Genomic DNA, 17062 nt, shown 5'->3' with positions numbered 1-17062 from the left:
TGCCTGAGCCTCCACTTGTGGAAAGGACGATATGCGAGAACTCGCGGAACGCCCCGAGGATGTGCCCGCCGTGTTCGCCGAACGGTTCAACAGCGGCGACCTGGACGCGATTTCGGAGGGGTACGAGGACGGGGCCGTGTTCGTACCGGAGCCGGGGACGGCACTCACCGGAGCGGAGGCCCGCGCGGCGAACGCTCGGTTCGTCGGGCTGGGGCTGCCGATCACCGTCCACCCCCGACACGTGTACGCGGCGGGGGACGTCGCGTTGCTGATCGTGGACTGGGTCATCGACGGGACGGACGGCGACGGCCGCCGCGTTCACATCGAGGGGACCGCGACCGATGTCGCCCGGCGCGGAAAGGACGGCCGCTGGCGCTACGCCGTGGACAACCCGTTCGGCGTTGCCCCGCCGGAACCGTCAGTCGGCGCGGTCGAAGAAGGATGAGGTGGAGGCGGGAATGTGCGGGCGGCGCCGAGCGCCTCCGGGGCCGGGCACAGGCGCGGTGACCGTAGCGCCCGCGCCGCCGGGCGCACCGGGGGACGCGGGGACGGGGGTCGGGGCGGCGGGCCGCGCGGCGGCGTCGCGGCGGACGCGCGCGAGCTCCTGCTGGAGCCGGCGCTTCTCCATTTCGAGGGTGGTCAGCGACTCCTCGTGCTCCTCGCGGAGGTAGCGCAGGTCGCGGCGCGTGCGCATGACGCGGCCGAAGCCCATGAACGTGGCCGTCATGCCCACCATGAAGACCACCGCTACGGCGGCGCCCGCGAAGAACACCTGCCACACGTCGTGGACGCCTGGAACGTCCTGCCCGAAGACGACCAGTTCGGCGGGGCCCGCGTTGTCGAGGGCGACGCCTGCGCCGACGGCGATGGACGCCGCGACCAGGATGAGACCGATGAACACCATGGGCGTTCCTCCTCCGGAGACGGGGTCGGAGGGGCACCACCATGCCAGACGAACGCCGGAGGGTGCCTGAATCGCCAGATTTCTCCCGGTCACCGACTGTGCGGGGGGTTCCGCGGCGGACGCGCTGGGTAATGATCACGACCGTGGCTCCCCGGGCGCGCCGGGGGCCGACGCAGCCGAAGGAGGCGCCCATGCCCGCGCGGGCCGTGGTGTTCGACCTGGACGGGGTCCTGATCGACTCCGAGCCGGTGTGGGAGGAGGTCCGGCGCGCGTACGTCGCCGACCACGGCGGCGAGTGGCGGCCCGACACGCAGCGGCGGCTGATGGGCATGAGCACCGTCGAGTGGGCGGACTACCTCGGTACCGACCTGATCGGCGGGATGACCGCCGACGAGGTCGCCTACGGCGTCATCGACCTGATGACCCAGCGGTACGCGCAGAAGGTGCCGCTGCTGCCGGGGGCCGTCGAAGCCGTCCGGCGCATGGCGGAGTACGCGCCGCTCGGCCTGGCGAGTTCCTCCCCGCGCGCGCTCATCGACCTCGTCCTCGGCCGGTTGGGCGTCGAGTCGCTGTTCCGCGCGACGGTGTCGACCGAGGAGGTGGACGCCGGGAAGCCCGCCCCGGACGGCTACCTGATGGTCGCCGCCCAGATGGACGTGCCCGCGCCGCTGTGCGTGGCCGTGGAGGACTCCTCGAACGGCCTGCGTTCCGCGCACGCCGCCGGGATGCGGGTCATCGCCGTCCCGCGCCCGAACTACCCTCCGGCGGCGGACGCGCTCGCGCTCGCCTCGTACGTGGCCGGGGACCTCGCCGAGATCACCCCCGAGACGGTCGACGCCCTCCCCGAGCAGCGGCCTTGATCGCGAGTTGTCCACAGGTCGGAGTTCGGCGGGAGACGGGGCGCGGCGGCTCATAGTATGGGGCGATGGCTTTCCCCGAGAGCGGCACCGAGGCCCCCCAGTCCGGCTTCGACACGGGCCCGGAGACGAGCGGGGCCCTCGACGCGTTGCGGCGGGTCTTCGGCTACGACGCGTTCCGGGAGGGCCAGGCCGGGATCATCGACCACGTCGTCGCGGGCGGCGACGCGCTGGTGCTGATGCCGACCGGCGGCGGCAAGTCGCTGTGCTACCAGATCCCCTCGCTGGTGCGCAAAGGCGTCGGCGTCGTGATCTCCCCGCTGATCGCCCTGATGCAGGACCAGGTCGACGCGCTGCGCGCCCTCGGCGTCCGCGCGGGCTTCCTCAACTCCACCCAGGACCTCGACGAGCGCCGCGTGGTCGAGGCCGAGTTCGTCGCGGGCGAGATCGACCTGCTCTACCTCGCGCCCGAACGGCTCCGCGTCCCCGCCACGATCGACCTGCTCGACCGGGGGTCGATCGCCCTGTTCGCGATCGACGAGGCGCACTGCGTGTCGCAGTGGGGGCACGACTTCCGTCCCGACTACCTGATGCTCTCGGGCCTGCACGAGCGCTGGCCCGACGTGCCCCGCATCGCGCTCACCGCGACGGCCACCGAGGCCACCCGCGCCGAGATCGCGTCCCGGCTCAACCTGGAGTCCGCCCGGCACTTCGTCGCGAGCTTCGACCGGCCCAACATCCAGTACCGCATCGAGCCCAAGTCCGACCCCAAGCGCCAGCTCCTGCACCTGCTGCGCACCGAGCACGCGGGCGACGCGGGCATCGTCTACTGCCTGTCGCGCAACTCCGTCGAGAAGCACGCCGCGTTCCTCAGCGACAACGGCATCGAGGCGCTGCCCTACCACGCGGGCCTCGACGCGAGCGTCCGCGCCGCCAACCAGTCGCGCTTCCTGCGCGAGGACGGCCTGGTCATCGTCGCGACGATCGCGTTCGGCATGGGCATCGACAAACCCGACGTCCGCTTCGTCGCGCACCTCGACCTGCCCAAGTCGGTCGAGGGCTACTACCAGGAGACCGGCCGCGCGGGCCGCGACGGCCTGCCGTCCACCGCCTGGCTGGCGTACGGCCTCCAGGACGTCGTCAACCTCCGCAAGATGATCGAGAGCGGCGAGGGCGACCTCGCCCACCGGCGCCGCATGAGCCTGCACCTCGACGCGATGCTGGCCCTCTGCGAGACCGTCGAGTGCCGCCGCGTCCAGCTCCTCAACTACTTCGGCCAGACCGCCGAGCCCTGCGGCAACTGCGACACCTGCCTGGCGCCGCCCGAGACCTGGGACGCGACCGTGCCGGCGCAGAAGGTCCTGTCCACGATCGTCCGCCTCGACCGCGAACGCAACCAGAAGTTCGGCGCCGGACAGGTCGTCGACATCCTGCTCGGCAAGAAGAACGCCAAGGTCATCCAGCACGACCACGACTCGCTCAGCGTCTTCGGCATCGGCACCGACCTCCGCGACGTCGAGTGGCGCGGCGTCATCCGGCAGATGCTCGCGCAGGGCCTCATGGCCGTCACCGGCGAGTACGGCGTCCTCGTCCAGACGGAGGCGAGCGCCGACGTGCTGCGCGGCCAGCGCAAGGTGATGATGCGCCGCGAGCCCGAACGCGCCATCGCCAAGGCGGCCAAGGCCGCCAAGGACCGCAAGGCCCCCGTCGACCTCCCGCCCGAGGCCCAGCCCCTCTTCGAACGCCTCCGCGCCTGGCGCGCCGCCACCGCGAAGGAGCAGGGCGTCCCGGCGTACGTCATCTTCCACGACGCGACCCTGCGCGAGATCGCCACCGCGCTCCCCACGTCCCTGCAAGCCCTGGGCCGTATCAGCGGCGTGGGCGAGAACAAGCTCGCCAAGTACGGCGAGTCCGTCCTCGAAGTCCTCAACGACTCCCCCGAATGACCTGACCCACCCCCCGGCCCGCCGGGGCGCGCCGCGCACCGTCCGGCCGGGGCGCGCGATCCGCCTGTGGGCGCGCCGGGCGCACCGTCCGCCGGGGACGTGCCGTCCGCCCGGAGCGCGCTGTCCGCCCCGGGGCGTGCCGCGCACCGTCCGGTAGCCGAGTGCACCATCCGGTCGGGGCGCGCCGTCCGTCCGGGGCGTGCCGGGCGCGCCGTCCGCGCGCAGCACACCGTTCGCCCGAGGCGCGCCGGGCGCACCGTCCGCCGGGGCACGCCGCGCACCGTCCGGTCGCCGAGTAGACCATCCGGTCGGGGCGCGCCGTCCGTCCGAGGCGCGCCGGGCGCGCCGTCCACCGGGGGCGCGCCGAGCACACCGTCCGGCCGGGGCGCGCGATCCGTCCGGGGCGTGCCGGGCGCGCCGTCCGCGCGCAGCACACCGTGCGCTTCCGCTCGGGGTGCGCTGTCCGCGCGCAGTACACCGTCTGCCTTCGCCCGGAGCGTGCCGGGCGCACCGTCCGCTCGGGGCGCGCTGTCCGCCGGGGTGCGCTGTCCGCTTGGGGCGTGCCGGGCGCACCGTCCGCGCAGTACACCGTCCGCCTGAGGCGTGCCGGGCGCACCGTCCGCTCCGGGTGCGCTTCCGCCCGGGTGCGCTGTCCGCCCGGGGCGTGTCGGGCGCGTCCTCCGCTTGGCGTCGGGTCAGGGCACCCAGGCGAGGAGCGGCGTACGGCCTTCGGGCGCGCGGAGCTTGGCGAGAGCGTTGCGCTGGAGGCGCCGCACCCGGTCGCGGGTGACACCGACCCGTTCGGCTATGTCCTGCTGGGTGTGCTGACGGCCGTCGCTCAACCCGAACCGCAAGGCGACGACCATGGCCTCGCGCGGCGGCAGCTCGTCCACCCGTGCGCGCAGCTCGGCGGCGAGCGCCCGCCGTTCCAGCGACTCGGCGGGACGGCGCGCGGCGGCGTCCGCGACGAGGTCGCCGAGGCGGGTCTCGCCCTCCTCGCCCACGAGGGTGTCGAGGCTGAGCGTCTCGCGGGCGGCGGCTCGCAGCGACAGAACGCGTTCCACCGGCTCACCCGCGGCCGCCGCGACATCCTCGGCGCCGACGTCCAGCCCCGCGCGCTCCAATCCGCGCTCGACCCGCGCGAGGCGCGAGATCTGGTCGACCACGTGCACGGGCAGCCGTACGGTCCGGGCCTTCTCGGCGAGCCCGCGCCCGATCGCCTGCCGTATCCACCACGTCGCGTACGTCGAGAACTTGTAACCCTTCGTGTAGTCGAACTTCTCCACCGCCCTGATCAGCCCGAGGTTGCCCTCCTGGATCACGTCCAGCAGCGGGAGCCCGCGGTGGGGGAGCTTCTTGGCGGTCGAGACGACGAGGCGGAGGTTCGCGCGGATCATGTGGTCCCGGGCACGTTCGCCGTCGCGCGCGACCGCCTCCAGATCGTCGCGCGTGGCGGGCACTCGCGGCCGCGTCCCCGCGTCCAGATGGTGCCGGGCGTGCACCCCCGCCTCGATGCGCTTGCTCAGCTCGACCTCCTCATCGGCAGTGAGCAGCGGCGTACGTCCGATCTCGGAGAGATACCGGCCGAGCAGATCAGGCTCGTCCGCCCGATACGGAGACGCCCCGCCGACCGGCCCCGCCCCAAGCCCCTCCCCGCCATCGGTTTCTCGGTCGGCTCCGCGGTCGGCTTCGCGCCGATCCTTGTCAGCCCCGTGGACATCCCCACCGGCGCTCCTAGGCGGACTCCCGGTACGGACGTCGGCCCGCCCGAAACTCTCGGCGTGCGTGGCGGCCGAAGCGGTCGGGCGGCCGGTTGCGGGCCGATCGGCGGTTTGGTGGGTGCGAGCAGGCTCGGAATCCTCGGCGGCTGCGGGGGCGTCCGCTTGTCTCGGGGCGTTGGAGCCGTCGGGAGGCTCGTCCGGGACGGAGTGATTCGCGTGCGGCGACGGAACGGACGGTGTGGAACGCCGGGGAGCCGGCGGCCGACCAGGCGCGAACGGTTCGGGGACAGTTCTCCGAGGAGCCGGCGTCGGGACGGAGGCGGACGGTTCGGGGACGGACGCTTCGAGCGCGGACGTCCCGGGGGCGGACGGTCCGGAAACAGACCGTTCAGAGGCGGCCGGTTCGGGCGCGGCCCGTTCGGAGACGGACCGTGCGGGCGCACCCGGTTCGGAGGCAAACCGTTCGGGCGCGGGCGGTTCGGGCGCAAACCGTTCAGAGGCGGACCGTTCGGGGGCGGGCGGTACGGAGGCGGGCGGTTCGGGGGCGCGGGTCGCTTCCTTGGCCGCCCTCGGCGTGTCGCCGGGCGTGGGCGGGGGTGGAGCGGAGCGGCGACCATCGGGAGACACGGCTCACTCCTTGCATCCTGCGTACGTTCAGGCAGAGCCGCCCCATACCCGGATGATCCAGCCCCAATCCACGGGTCCGCGCAGGGTGATTCGCCCGGTCGTTCATGCGGACGGAGGGGACGGGAGTGGTTCGAGAAGGCCCGGCGTTGGAGTGAACGAAGGGAGATCATCATGAAGGCGGTAAGGATCCACGAACGCGGCGGTGAGCTCGTTCTGGAAGAGGCGCCGTACCCGCACGCGGCCGAGAACGACGTGATCGTCAAGGTTCGGGCGGCGGGGTTCACGCCCGGCGAACTGACCTGGCCGGGCACCTGGGTGGACCGTGCCGGGCGGGACCGCGCGCCCACGGTTCCCGGGCACGAGGTGTCGGGCGAGGTCGCCGAGCTGGGCCTCGGCACGACGGGGCTCAGCGTGGGGCAGCGGGTGTTCGGGCTGACCGACTGGGGCCGCGACGGGACGCTCGCCGAGTACGTCGCGGTGGAGGCGCGCAACCTGGCGCCGCTGCCGGCGACGATCGGGCACGCCGAAGGGGCGGCACTGCCGTTGGCGGGCCTCACCGCATGGCAGGCGCTGTTCGTGCACGGGCGCGTGGAGGCGGGGCGGACGGTGCTCGTCCACGGGGCGGCGGGCGGCGTCGGGTCGCTCGCGGTGCAGCTCGCGCGCGACGCGGGCGCCCGGGTGATCGGCACCGGACGCGCACGGGACCGTTCGACGGCACTGGAACTGGGCGCGGACGCCTTCGTCGACCTCGCCGCCGAACGGTTCGAGGACGCCGGGCAGGTGGACGTGGTGCTCGACGTGATCGGCGGCGAGGTCCTGGCCCGTTCCGCAGCGGTGGTCCGGCCCGGCGGAACGCTGGTGACGGTCGCCGAACCCCTGACCGTCCTGCCCGAGAACGGCCGAGGCGTGTTCTTCGTCGTCGAGCCCGACCGCGCACAGCTCGCTGAACTGGCGCGCCGTGTCCACGAAGGCCGGCTGCGCCCGCTGATCGGTGGCGTGCGCCCTCTGGCAGAGGCGGCCGACGCGTTCAGAACCAAGCAGGGAACCCCTGGCAAGGTCGTCCTAGAGGTCGCCCCCTAGCCACCCCCGCCCCCCCGTTGCGTCGTGTCTTGGCAGCGGCGACAAGTTGGGTACGACCGACTTACTCCAATCCGGACACTTTCCGTGATGATGCAACTACACTCGGACGCTCTTCGTCCCTTGTCCGTCCACAGCGGTGGGGGTTCCTCTCATGCCAGCCAAGACCGACCGCGCCTACACCTCCACCTCCCCGTCCACCTCCCGCGAACTCGTCGCCGGGCCGCTGCGCGTCACCGCCCGGCGCCTGGCGCCCGGCCCGTCCTCCAGCGGCGACATCTACGGCGCCGTCTCCAGTCCCACCGGCACGCGCATCATCGTCGGCGACGTCATGGGGCAGGGTGCCTCGACGCGTGACACCGCCGCCACCGTCCTGCGCGCGTGGCGGGCGATGGCCGCCGACGAGCCGACGCTGAGCGCGCTCGCCCTCAGGCTCCACGCGCTGATCGCCCGGTCACCGCATCCGGAGCAGTTCGTGACCGCCGTGCTGGGCACGGTGCCGTCCGGGCCCGGAATGACCTGCCCCGCGCCGCCGCCGGTCGCCACCACGGCATCGCTCGCGGCGACGTCGCCCTCCACCGGCACCGCTTCGGTCGCCGGAACGGCGGCACCGAGCGGACACAACGTTCCCGCGGCAACGCCCGCCACCGCCGCCACCGCGCCCACCGAACTCCTCTGCTGCGGGCATCCGCCGCCCCTGCTCCTCCACGGCGGAACGGTCTCGTTCCCCAGCGGACTCGCCCCGTGCCCGCCCCTGGGCCTGCTCGACCTGGCCGACGGCCTGTGCCTGCCCAGCACCTTCCCGTTCGACCACGACGACAGGCTGCTTCTCTACACCGACGGTGTTTCCGAGGCGCGTTCCGCAGCGGGCGACGACTTTCCCTTGGCCGAACGGGTCGCCACGCATCTCTCCCTACGAGGCGACACGTTCTTGAAGCAAATCGAGGCCGAAGTCATGGCACACGTGGCGAAGCCCCTCATGGACGACGCGCTCCTGCTTCTCGTCGAACACCGCCACGCCACCTGAACGCACCCGCTTTTCCGCGCCGTCCGCTAGGAACCTGAACGCACCCGATTTTCCGCGCCGTCCACTAGGAAAGGGACCACAGCCGCACCGTTCCGTCGTCCCCGCCCGTGGCGAGCAGCCGTCCGTCCGGGCTGAACGCGATCGCGTTGACGACGTCGCCGCCATGCCTGATCGTCGTGATCGCCTTGCCCGTCCGCGCGTTCCACAGCCTCACCACGTCGCCGCCCGCGGTCGCGAGAACGGAACCGCCGCTCCGGGGCCTGAACGCCACGGCCGTGATGCTCCTGTCGTGCCCGTTCAGCGTGGCCGTCCGGCGCCGCGCCGCGACGTCCCAGACGCCCACCGTCCCGTCGTACCCGCCAGCCGCCAGCGTCCGCCCGCCGTCGCCGTCGCTGTCGAACGCCAGGCTCGACACCACCGACGACACCCGCGACACCGTCACGCCGTTGGTGCCCACCGGACCGTCCGGCCGGGCGGGCATCCGCCACAGCTTGAGCGTCGCGCTGCCCGCGACGGCCAGCCGCCCCTGCTTGCCGAACGCGGCGGTGTACGTGCTCTCCCCAGGGCCTCGAATGGTCTTCAGCCAGGCGTGCCCCCGAACGCCCCAGAGTCGCACGGCGTCAGCCCCGGCGCAGGCCAGATACCTGCCGTCCGGGCTGAACGCGACCGTTCCGACGCTGGTTCCTGCGGTCTCGATCGTCCTCTGCCGGCGGCGCGCGACCGCGTCCCACAGGATCACCTTGCCGTCGTACCCGCCGGTGGCGAGCAGCCGCCCGTCCGGGCTGAACGCGGCGCTGAACACCGTGTAGCCGTGTCCGCGCAGTTCCGCGACCGTTCTGCGCCGCGCGACATCCCACAGCCGTACGGCGCGGCCTTCACCGCCGACGGCGAGGTTGCGCCCGTCCTGGCCGAACGCGAGCGCGAAGACCCGTTCCCCCGCGAACGACCCGACGAGCTGCGGAACACCGCTCGGCCCTCTGTTGGGCGACGCCCGCGATTGCCGTTCCGCCGACGTGCCGTTCCACAGCAGGAGTGCGATCAGAACGAACGCGACCACAGGAACCGTGCCCACAGCCACGATCCGCCTGACCGCCACGCCTCTCCACACGCGCGAACGAGACCCGCCCCTCTCCGGCCCGGTGGGAGGCGCGTCCGTCCCAGGATTTCTGACGGGCAACCTGGAATCGTCTCGTTCCGCAGTCCCGTCCAGGCCGACCGTTGGACCAGTCGGTGGCGTCCCGGGCGTCTCCTCTGGATCGCTGTGCAAAGAAGCCAGTCCGCCAGGGCCGTCCCGCAAAAGCTCCTCAAGCAGGCCGACGCTTTCGCTCGCCGTCAGCCGTTCAGCCGGATCGCGTCGTAGCAGGCCCTCCAGAACGGGCGAGAGCGGACCCGCGAGACGAGGTTCCGCAGGATCCTCGGTCAAAATCGCGTACAGCACCGCGTTGGCGTTGGCCCCAGGGAACGGCCGATGCCCTTCCACAGCGAAGTACAACGTCGCGCCCAGCGACCACAGATCCGACGCCGGAACAGCCGGTTCACCCCGCGCGCGCTCCGGCGCGGTGTAGGCGGGCGCGCCCATCACCGTTCCAGAACGCGTCACGTGCGGATCGCCCTCAACGACCGCGATCCCGAAATCCGTCAGCACCACCCTCTGGTCGCCGAGCAGCACGTTCGACGGATTGACGTCCCGGTGCACGACGCCCGCCTCGTGCGCCGCCGCCAGCGCGCGAACGACCTGCAACCCGATGTCCGCCGCGCGGCCAGGCGGAACGGGCCCGCCGCTCCGCACGACCGCGTTCAGCGAACGCCCCTGGACCAGCTCCATGATCAGCCACGGCGCGCCGTCGTGCTCGACCACGTCGAAGACCTTGACCGCGCCCGGATGGTCGATCCGCGCCGCCGAACGCGCCTCCTGCAACGTCCGCCGCCGCCGTTCCCTCGTCTGCTCGACCGCCACCGACGGCGACGGCGCCAGGAACAGCCGCTTCGCCGCGACGTCCCGCCGCAGCCACTCGTCCCAGGCGTGCCACACCACGCCGAACCCGCCCCGCCCGATCTCCCGGACGAGACGGTAATGCCCGGCGATCAGGTGCCCGGGTCCCTCGCTCTCGACCATGGCCCTTCGATCAGTCGGCCCTGCCGGCGTAGACGACGACGTTCTCCACATAATGGCGCGCCGCCCGGTCGAACCCGCCCCCGCACGTGATCAGCCGGAGCTGCGGGTCGGGCGTCGCGCCGTACACCTCCTCCGTGGGGAACCTGGCCTTCGCGTACGAGCGCACCGCGTCCACCTCGAACGTCGAGGCCACACCCTTGTCACCCACCACAACGACCTTCGCACCCGCACGCAGGGACCCCAGCCGCGCGAAGACCGCCGGGCCGTTCCGCGAGTCCACATGCCCCACGATCACGGCGGGCCCCGGCTCCCCGGGCCGTACCCCGTCCGCGAACCATCCCGCCCGCCCCGGCTCCACCGGCGACCGCAACTCCCCGCCGGCGCCCATGCCGAGACGTTCGAGAGGACTCCGCACACCGATCGACGGGATGACCAACCGCACCGGCGCCCCCGCGGCCCTCACCGCACCCGTCGGCACCTCGGCGACCTGCCCGGGAACGGCCGACCACCCCGGAACCGGCCGCGCGGAACCGCACCCCGCCAGCCCCACCACGACCAGCGCGGCCAGCACCCCCTCACGCACGGCGGCGCGCCCCGACTCGCCACACCGCGACCACCGCCCCCAGCGCGATCGCCAACCCGAGAACCCCCGGCCCCACGCGCCGTCCTTCGCCATCCCGCCGAGCCCCGCGTCCACACCACCCCGCGGCGTCCGCGCGCTCCGTACCGAATCCCGCAGCGAAAGCAGCCGCAACCCCGTCTTCCCGTCCAGAACGACCACCGTGTGCGCCGAACCGGCGACCATCGACACCTTCGTGACCGCCTGCCCGTTCCGCCCCCGCACCCGGACCCGCGCCTCCCCGGCCGCCATCACCTCGTACGGCGTGGTGGTCGCGAACCGCACCCCCGACGCGAGACGCCGCCCGCCGACCCCCGCGTCCACGCTCGGCTCCTTCAGCGAAGCCGCGATGACCCGCAACGCCGCCCGCCCCTCGGGCAACTCGACCGAGTCGCCCATCACCCGCAGCCTGATGCTCTTGTACGGCCCCATCCCCGCGACCGTGTACGCCTTGCCGCCCCGCACCCGCACGTTCGTCGTCAGCACCGGCGGACTCGCCGCCGCCGCATTGGCGGGCCGCATCGCCACCGTGTACGTCCCGCCGCCGAGCCGCTGGTAAGGCGACAGCGCCCCGTATCCGACGTGCTTCAGCACCAGCCGCTGCCGCCTGCGATCCGTGGACCGTCCCGCGTACAGATAGACGTCCACGGCCGGGGTGTCCGGCGAAAGATGAGCGAGCCGCACGTACCCGTCAGACGGCGCGGCCCGCGCGACCGGCCCCGTCCACCCGACCACGAGCAGAACCGCACACCCGATCCGTACGACTATGGACATAACCGCTCCCAACGCGCCGACCTTCTCGAACGCGCACCCTCAGCGCACCCATCCCAGCGCAGAACGGCAATCCCCGAAAGCCCCGCAACGCAGGCCACAATGGGCCAGCTCCACACCCGCAGAGAATTCCAAAGATCAACAAGCCCCCAACGAAATTCTCACCCACCCATAAATGCCATCCCCGAAGACCGGCACCAGCCCACCGCCGCCCTTCCCAGCACGCCCCGTGGCACAGTCGCTGCCGAACGACGCCGACGCCCCCAAAGCGCGGAAACAACGGAACGCCCCGCCCTCCGCCGAAGCGGAGCACGGGGCGCCCATGTCGGCCGGGCTTCCCCACCCGCCGACGATGATCAGGCTACAGCCGGGACGTCCGACGCGGGAGACCCTCAGAAGCCCCAACTCCCCGAACATCCCGCCGCCGCTCCAACAAACCAACATCCCCCAGCTCAACGCCTCCCGCCCCAAAACATCCCCTCCCAACGCCAAGCCCGCCTCCTCCAGGGCGACCGCTCCTAAGAAACGCACCCCCAAGACCCCAGCCAGCACAACCAGAAACAAACCCATGAATCTCCACACCAACCCCACGCCGAACGGCCATGGGCTACAGCACTCCGTACCCGACTCATGCTGGCGCAGCGGACGCCCCCACACGCGGCCTCAAAGACTCGGCCACACCAGCATCGCCACAACCAAGGACGCCTAGAGACAACTACCCGGACCCGAAAGCAAACAACGGCGGAAGCCACGAACGGTGGCCCTATCCGATAGCTACGACTCGCAATGGCCCCATGACAATCAAAAAGGCCCCTTGCGTTGATCGCGAGGGGCCTGTGACGTGTGGCGCAGCCGGAGGGATTCGAACCCCCAACCTTCTGATCCGTAGTCAGATGCTCTATCCATTGAGCTACGGCTGCTGGGCTCCTGGCTCTCACCAGGGCTTTCACTTGCGGGGCCAGAGTCTAGCAGCTCCCACTCAGATGGTTAGAGCCTCTGATTCCGGCGCCCGGACGAGTCCAGTGTAGGGCACTTCGGCGGTGCCCCTGACACGGGGGGCCGTCCACCCCACCCCGCCACACGTGTGACCTGAGTCACGGAACCGGTTGTGACCGAATAGCGCCAAAGGGGTAATCGAGACGGATGTGACCTCAGCGGTCTACCCTCGTCCAACGTTCCAAACCCCCTTGAAGGAGTACCCCCATGCGCATGTCAGCCACCAAGCTGGTCGGCGTCCTCGCCATCGGTGGCGCGCTGTTCGCCTCCAGCGCCTGCGGCCCTGTCGACGCCGTCACCGGAGGCGGCAAAAAGAAGACCGCTTGCAAGAACATCGAGACCGAGCTCCGCAACGTCGCCTCCGGCGCGTCCGCCACGAAGCCCGACCTGAACAACCCGGGCGCCGGCGCCTCGGCGAGCGCGCAGCGGTTCTCCGACGCCGCCGCCAAGATCCGCAGCGAGGGCCAGAACGCCGGCGGCGACGTCGAGACGGCCGCCGGCAAGTTCGCCTCCGACCTGGAGAACACCGCCACCACGCTGAAGAGCCTGAGCTCCGGCAACCTCTCCGGCGGTACGCCGAACTTCAGCCAGATGAACCAGAACGGCATCGAGCTCGGCAAGGCCTGCGGCTTCGAGGGCAGCGGCTTCCGCCTCGGAAGCTGACCCCCTGCGCTTCGCTCCCGCGGCCCCGGGAGCGAAGCGCCCGCGTCTCGGTCTATGCTGGACTCCTGGCTTTGCCGGTGGACGTACGGAACCGGTAACCTGTCCTGAGCCTGAAGGCTCCTGGAGGATTCGCCTAGTCCGGTCTATGGCGCCGCACTGCTAATGCGGTTTGGGTTTACCGCCCATCCGGGGTTCAAATCCCCGATCCTCCGCCACTATCAGCGCCTCCGCCGAGTGAGATGATCTCGGCGGGGGCGTTTTTGGTGCCTGGTGTGGCCATGGGGTGGCCATCGCATCGCAACGGCACCACCGCGGCCACCGCCTCGGCCGCTGCCTTGGCCACCTCGGGCAGTACGGAGGCGTAGATGTCGGCGGTGAGTGATGACCGAAGGTGACCGAGTGTCACGCTGACCACCTTCATGTCGACCTTGCCGAGCAGGCTCAGCGTCGCCGCGCCATGGCGCAGGTCGTGGAACCTGATCGGCGGGAGCGGGCCGCCCTCGATGGCGACGTGGACCGTCCGCCGACTGACGCGATGGCGTCGCGCTATCCGCTCGACGGGCCGGCCCTTGTCGAGATGACGCCGCCGGATCGTGTTGTAGCGATCGATCAGGACGTCGAAGCGCCGTGAGATCCACTCGGGCCGCAGAGCGGAACCGTCTTCCTGAGTGAACACCCTTCCTGAGTCCACCCAGACATCCGGGTCTGCCGAGAGCCATTCTTCCTTCTGGTGAGTACGCCATGTGCGGAGGACGGCGAGGGTGGTCCGGGCGAGGCTGACGGTTCGCTCGCCCGCTTCTGGCTTGGTGTCGTCGTACTCGTCATCCGCACGGGTTTCGCAGATGGTAAGGGACTCGCTCCCGTCCAGGTCGGTGTCCGTTCATGGCAGGCGGCGACCTCGGCACGGCGAGGCCCTCGGAAAGCGACCAGGTGGAAGAGCGCGTCGAGCCGATCTTCAGCCGAGGCTCGCGGTCGGCAGGGCGGCCACCCCCACAAGCTCCCTACGGTCTCCGCCGTCGTGCAGTGGGGGCCTTGCAGCGAGAGGCAGCTCGTCCACTTCTGGGTGTGTGACTGCCTCGTCCCGTCGGTTCGGGAATGCGGCCGACTGGTCGGCGCGCCGGCCCCGTACACCTCGGACATGAGCGATGCGGAGTGGGTCCCTCGTGCCCCTCGTGGGCGCGTTGCTGGATTCGTACTCACTTATTCTGGTTGCCCGCCAATGCGAGCTAAGCTGTCTGCTGATGAGCGAGGTTGTGCAGCAGGCGGTGTTCTGGACCGATGACTCGCCGGTCTGCGAGCCTATGGCGCACGGTGAGGACATCGCCGCGCACTTCCATGACTACGGCCAGTTGAGGTACGCCGCCTCCGGAGCGCTCGTCACGACGACCAAGGCCGGAACCTGGGTGGCGCCGGCGAACCGCATCACGTGGGTGCCGCCCTTCTATGTCCACAGCAGTCACTCCTACGGCGAGACCGATGTTCGCGTGCTTCCGGTTCCCGCAGCGTTGTCTGAGGAACTGCCGCACGAGCCGTCGGTCTTCGTGGCCAGTGCGCTGCTGCGCGAGGCATATCTGGCGATGAGCAGCGAGCATGAGCCCGCCGGCAGCGAGCGTGGCCGTCTGCTGCTCGCGGTGATCGGTGCGGAGTTGGTCCGCGCCCCGCAGGAGCCACTGCGGCTGCCTGAGCCGAGCGATCCTCGCCTCAAGGCCGTCACCGACTTGCTGCACGCCGACCCGGCCATTTCGGCGACGCTGGCGGAGTTGGGGCACCGAACCGGCTCAAGTGAAAGGACTCTCAGTCGGCTGTTCGGCAGCGAATTGTCGATGAGCTTCCATCAGTGGCGCACGCTGCTGCGGATTCAGCGAGCGCTGCTCGAACTCTGTGAAGGTACCTCGGTCACCGAGACGGCGATGCGGCTCGGCTGGGCGAACCCCGGCAGCTTCATCGACGCCTTCACCGCTCTCGTCGGGCAAACGCCCGGTCGTTACCGCTCCACAGCGGGTGCGGCTCACAGTTGAGCATTGCCTTCGTCGGCCTGGCGGGTTATCCGAAATTCCGGGCGGAACATCGGTGGCACGCCCGCCCGCTCGGCGGCCACGCTTTGAGGCATGTCTCACCACCTTCCAGGCCACGGTGCTGCGGCTTCGGCAGCCGCGGCGGCGGCCTCCTCCGGAGTCACGCTAGGTGACCTGATCGTGCAGGCGCTCAGCCGGCACAGCTCGTCCGAGGCCTTCGTGGCTGGTGATCGGCGACTTACCTATGCGCACGTCAGGGGCCTTCTCTCGCAGTATGTGGCCGCGTTGGCCCATCGGGGAGTGGGTCTCGGCGTGGGGGTCACGATGCTCAGTCCGAACATGCCCGAATCGTGGATCGTCCAGGCCGCGACGTATCTGTTGGGCGGCCGCTTCACCGGGCTGCAGACCCTGGCCTCGGTCACGGAACACATCACCGTCTGCGAGGACGCAGAGGCCACGGTGCTGGTGGTGACCGCGCCCCTGGAGGAGCATGGACGCCAGGTCCTCGCCGAGGTCGACTCCCTGCGACACCTGATGGTGGTCCCCGCCGCCGGTGGTCTGTCCGAGGGCGAGCACACGGCGGTTCGATCGCTGCACCGTGGTCCGGCGACGGAGATGGATGTCGCCTGGCTGCAGTACACCGGGGGAACGACCGGCAGACCCAAGGGCGTGATGCAGCCTCATCGGTCGATGGTGCAGACGGTCTATGCGCACATGGCCGACTTCGAGCAGCCACACCTCCCGCGGTACCTGGCAGCGGCGCCGCTCACCCACGCGGCCGGGCTGGCCGTCATCCCGGCACTGCTGCGCGGCGGCACGGTGGTGATCGAGCAGGGCTTCGAACCCAGCCGGTTCCTCGACGTCATCGAGGCCGAGCGCATCAATTGTGTGAGCGGCCTTCCGACGATGATCTACACCTTGTTGGATCAGGAGCGTCCGGAGACCAGAGACCTCTCCAGCCTTGAGGTGATCTGGTACGCCACCGGGCCGATGTCGCCGGTGCGCCTGGCGGAGGCTCGCGAGCGGATCGGTCCGGTCTTCTGCCAGATCTACGGGCAGACGGAGTCGGCCGGCATCGGGACGGTCCTGACCAAGGCCGCACACGAGACCGCGAGCCTTGATCAACTCGCCTCCAGCGGCCGTCCCGTGGTCGGCAACCGCATCAGGCTCATCGACGACGACGGCCACGACGTCCCTTTGGGCGAGGTGGGCGAGATCGCCATGCAGAGCCGCGGGGTGATGCAGGGCTACAAGAACCTCCCCGATGAGACGGAAGCGGCACTCAAGGGGGGATGGCTCCACACCGGAGACCTCGCCCGCCAGGACGCCGAGGGCCTGATCTACATCGTGGACCGCAAGAAGGACATGATCATCTCGGGTGGTTTCAACATCTACGCAAGCGAAGTCGAGGCCGTTCTGACAGCGCACCCCTCGGTGGGCGCGGCCGCCGTGATCGGCGTGCCGGACAGCCGCTGGGGCGAGCTCGTCACCGCGTTCGTGGTCCCGCGATCGGGGCGACAGGTCGACATTCCCGCGCTCCAGTCCTACGTGAAGCAGGTCAAGGGCTCGATGTACGCGCCCAAGAAGGTCGTGGTCGTGGACTCACTTCCCGCCACGCCGGTGGGAAAGGTCGACAAGAAGCGCCTGCGCGCGCCGTTCTGGGCTGACTCGATCCGCAATGTCCACTAATCATCCGGAGGCCCTTCCCGTGGCCATTCACGAA

13 protein-coding genes, 2 tRNA genes and 1 pseudogene are annotated in these 17062 nt (G+C 70.9%); 9 read left to right on the top strand and 7 right to left on the bottom strand.

Features of this window, described 5'->3' with window-relative positions:
• Positions 1-31 precede the first annotated feature (31 nt).
• The gene (locus GEV43_RS13760) at positions 32-445 is read left to right on the top strand and encodes a DUF4440 domain-containing protein (RefSeq protein WP_160821036.1); all 414 of its coding nucleotides are present in this window, start codon (positions 32-34) and stop codon (positions 443-445) included.
• On the opposite strand, the gene GEV43_RS13755 is transcribed toward GEV43_RS13760, so the two are convergent.
• Positions 419-904, bottom strand: coding sequence for a hypothetical protein (locus GEV43_RS13755; RefSeq protein WP_175250047.1), 486 nt, complete (start codon positions 902-904; stop codon positions 419-421). The two genes, GEV43_RS13760 and GEV43_RS13755, sit on opposite strands and share 27 nt — an antisense overlap.
• A gap of 191 nt (positions 905-1095) precedes the next feature.
• Here GEV43_RS13755 and GEV43_RS13750 point away from each other — a divergent pair, with 191 nt between their 5' ends.
• A complete protein-coding gene (locus tag GEV43_RS13750; RefSeq protein WP_160821035.1) occupies positions 1096-1764 on the top strand; it encodes an HAD family phosphatase in 669 nt (222 codons plus the stop codon).
• Positions 1765-1829: 65 nt separating this feature from the next.
• Entirely contained in the window at positions 1830-3707 is a 1878-nt protein-coding gene (recQ, locus tag GEV43_RS13745) for a DNA helicase RecQ (protein WP_160821034.1), read from the top strand.
• Positions 3708-4402: 695 nt separating this feature from the next.
• Here the strand turns inward: recQ and GEV43_RS50140 are convergent.
• Both GEV43_RS50140 and GEV43_RS56085 read right to left on the bottom strand, forming a co-directional pair.
• On the bottom strand, positions 4403-5209 hold the full coding sequence (locus GEV43_RS50140) for a sigma-70 family RNA polymerase sigma factor (protein WP_309239618.1): 807 nt from the start codon (positions 5207-5209) through the stop codon (positions 4403-4405).
• 6 nt (positions 5210-5215) lie between these two features.
• Positions 5216-6055 (bottom strand): annotated as a pseudogene (locus GEV43_RS56085) (sigma-70 factor domain-containing protein); the annotation flags it as partial.
• Between the two features lie 171 nt (positions 6056-6226).
• Between GEV43_RS56085 and GEV43_RS13735 the strand changes: the two are divergent.
• Both GEV43_RS13735 and GEV43_RS13730 read left to right on the top strand, forming a co-directional pair.
• Entirely contained in the window at positions 6227-7135 is a 909-nt protein-coding gene (locus GEV43_RS13735; RefSeq protein ID WP_160821033.1) for an NADP-dependent oxidoreductase, read from the top strand.
• 151 nt (positions 7136-7286) lie between these two features.
• A complete protein-coding gene (locus GEV43_RS13730; protein WP_160821032.1) occupies positions 7287-8159 on the top strand; it encodes a PP2C family protein-serine/threonine phosphatase in 873 nt (290 codons plus the stop codon).
• Positions 8160-8223: 64 nt separating this feature from the next.
• Here the strand turns inward: GEV43_RS13730 and GEV43_RS13725 are convergent, their stop codons facing one another.
• From GEV43_RS13725 to GEV43_RS13715, 3 genes are all read right to left on the bottom strand, one after another.
• Positions 8224-10275 carry a WD40 repeat domain-containing serine/threonine protein kinase gene (locus GEV43_RS13725; RefSeq protein WP_160821031.1) on the bottom strand — a complete coding sequence of 684 codons (2052 nt, stop codon included), beginning with the start codon at positions 10273-10275 and terminating at the stop codon, positions 8224-8226.
• Positions 10276-10285: 10 nt separating this feature from the next.
• On the bottom strand, positions 10286-11668 hold the full coding sequence (locus tag GEV43_RS13720; protein ID WP_241682889.1) for a class F sortase: 1383 nt from the start codon (positions 11666-11668) through the stop codon (positions 10286-10288).
• Positions 11669-12509: 841 nt separating this feature from the next.
• Positions 12510-12585: transfer RNA gene (locus GEV43_RS13715), tRNA-Arg, on the bottom strand.
• 283 nt (positions 12586-12868) lie between these two features.
• Here GEV43_RS13715 and GEV43_RS13710 point away from each other — a divergent pair.
• Both GEV43_RS13710 and GEV43_RS13705 read left to right on the top strand, forming a co-directional pair.
• Positions 12869-13324, top strand: coding sequence for a hypothetical protein (locus GEV43_RS13710; RefSeq protein ID WP_160821029.1), 456 nt, complete (start codon positions 12869-12871; stop codon positions 13322-13324).
• Between the two features lie 122 nt (positions 13325-13446).
• Positions 13447-13539 (top strand) — tRNA-Ser (locus GEV43_RS13705).
• On the opposite strand, the gene GEV43_RS13700 is transcribed toward GEV43_RS13705, so the two are convergent.
• Entirely contained in the window at positions 13518-14168 is a 651-nt protein-coding gene (locus GEV43_RS13700) for a tyrosine-type recombinase/integrase (protein ID WP_309240012.1), read from the bottom strand. The two genes, GEV43_RS13705 and GEV43_RS13700, sit on opposite strands and share 22 nt — an antisense overlap.
• 397 nt (positions 14169-14565) lie before the next feature.
• Here GEV43_RS13700 and GEV43_RS13695 point away from each other — a divergent pair, with 397 nt between their 5' ends.
• Both GEV43_RS13695 and GEV43_RS13690 read left to right on the top strand, forming a co-directional pair.
• Positions 14566-15342, top strand: a complete 777-nt coding sequence (locus tag GEV43_RS13695; protein ID WP_206681162.1) for a helix-turn-helix domain-containing protein — start codon at positions 14566-14568, stop codon at positions 15340-15342.
• Positions 15343-15519: 177 nt separating this feature from the next.
• Positions 15520-17028 carry an AMP-binding protein gene (locus GEV43_RS13690; protein ID WP_309239617.1) on the top strand — a complete coding sequence of 503 codons (1509 nt, stop codon included), beginning with the start codon at positions 15520-15522 and terminating at the stop codon, positions 17026-17028.
• Positions 17029-17062: the final 34 nt, after the last annotated feature.

The organism is Actinomadura sp. J1-007, assembly GCF_009793335.1.
Taxonomy (GTDB): Bacteria; Actinomycetota; Actinomycetes; order Streptosporangiales; family Streptosporangiaceae; genus Spirillospora; species Spirillospora yumaensis.
The sequence above is the reverse complement of the archived record's forward strand: the minus strand, read 5'-3'. Positions and strand labels throughout refer to the sequence as shown.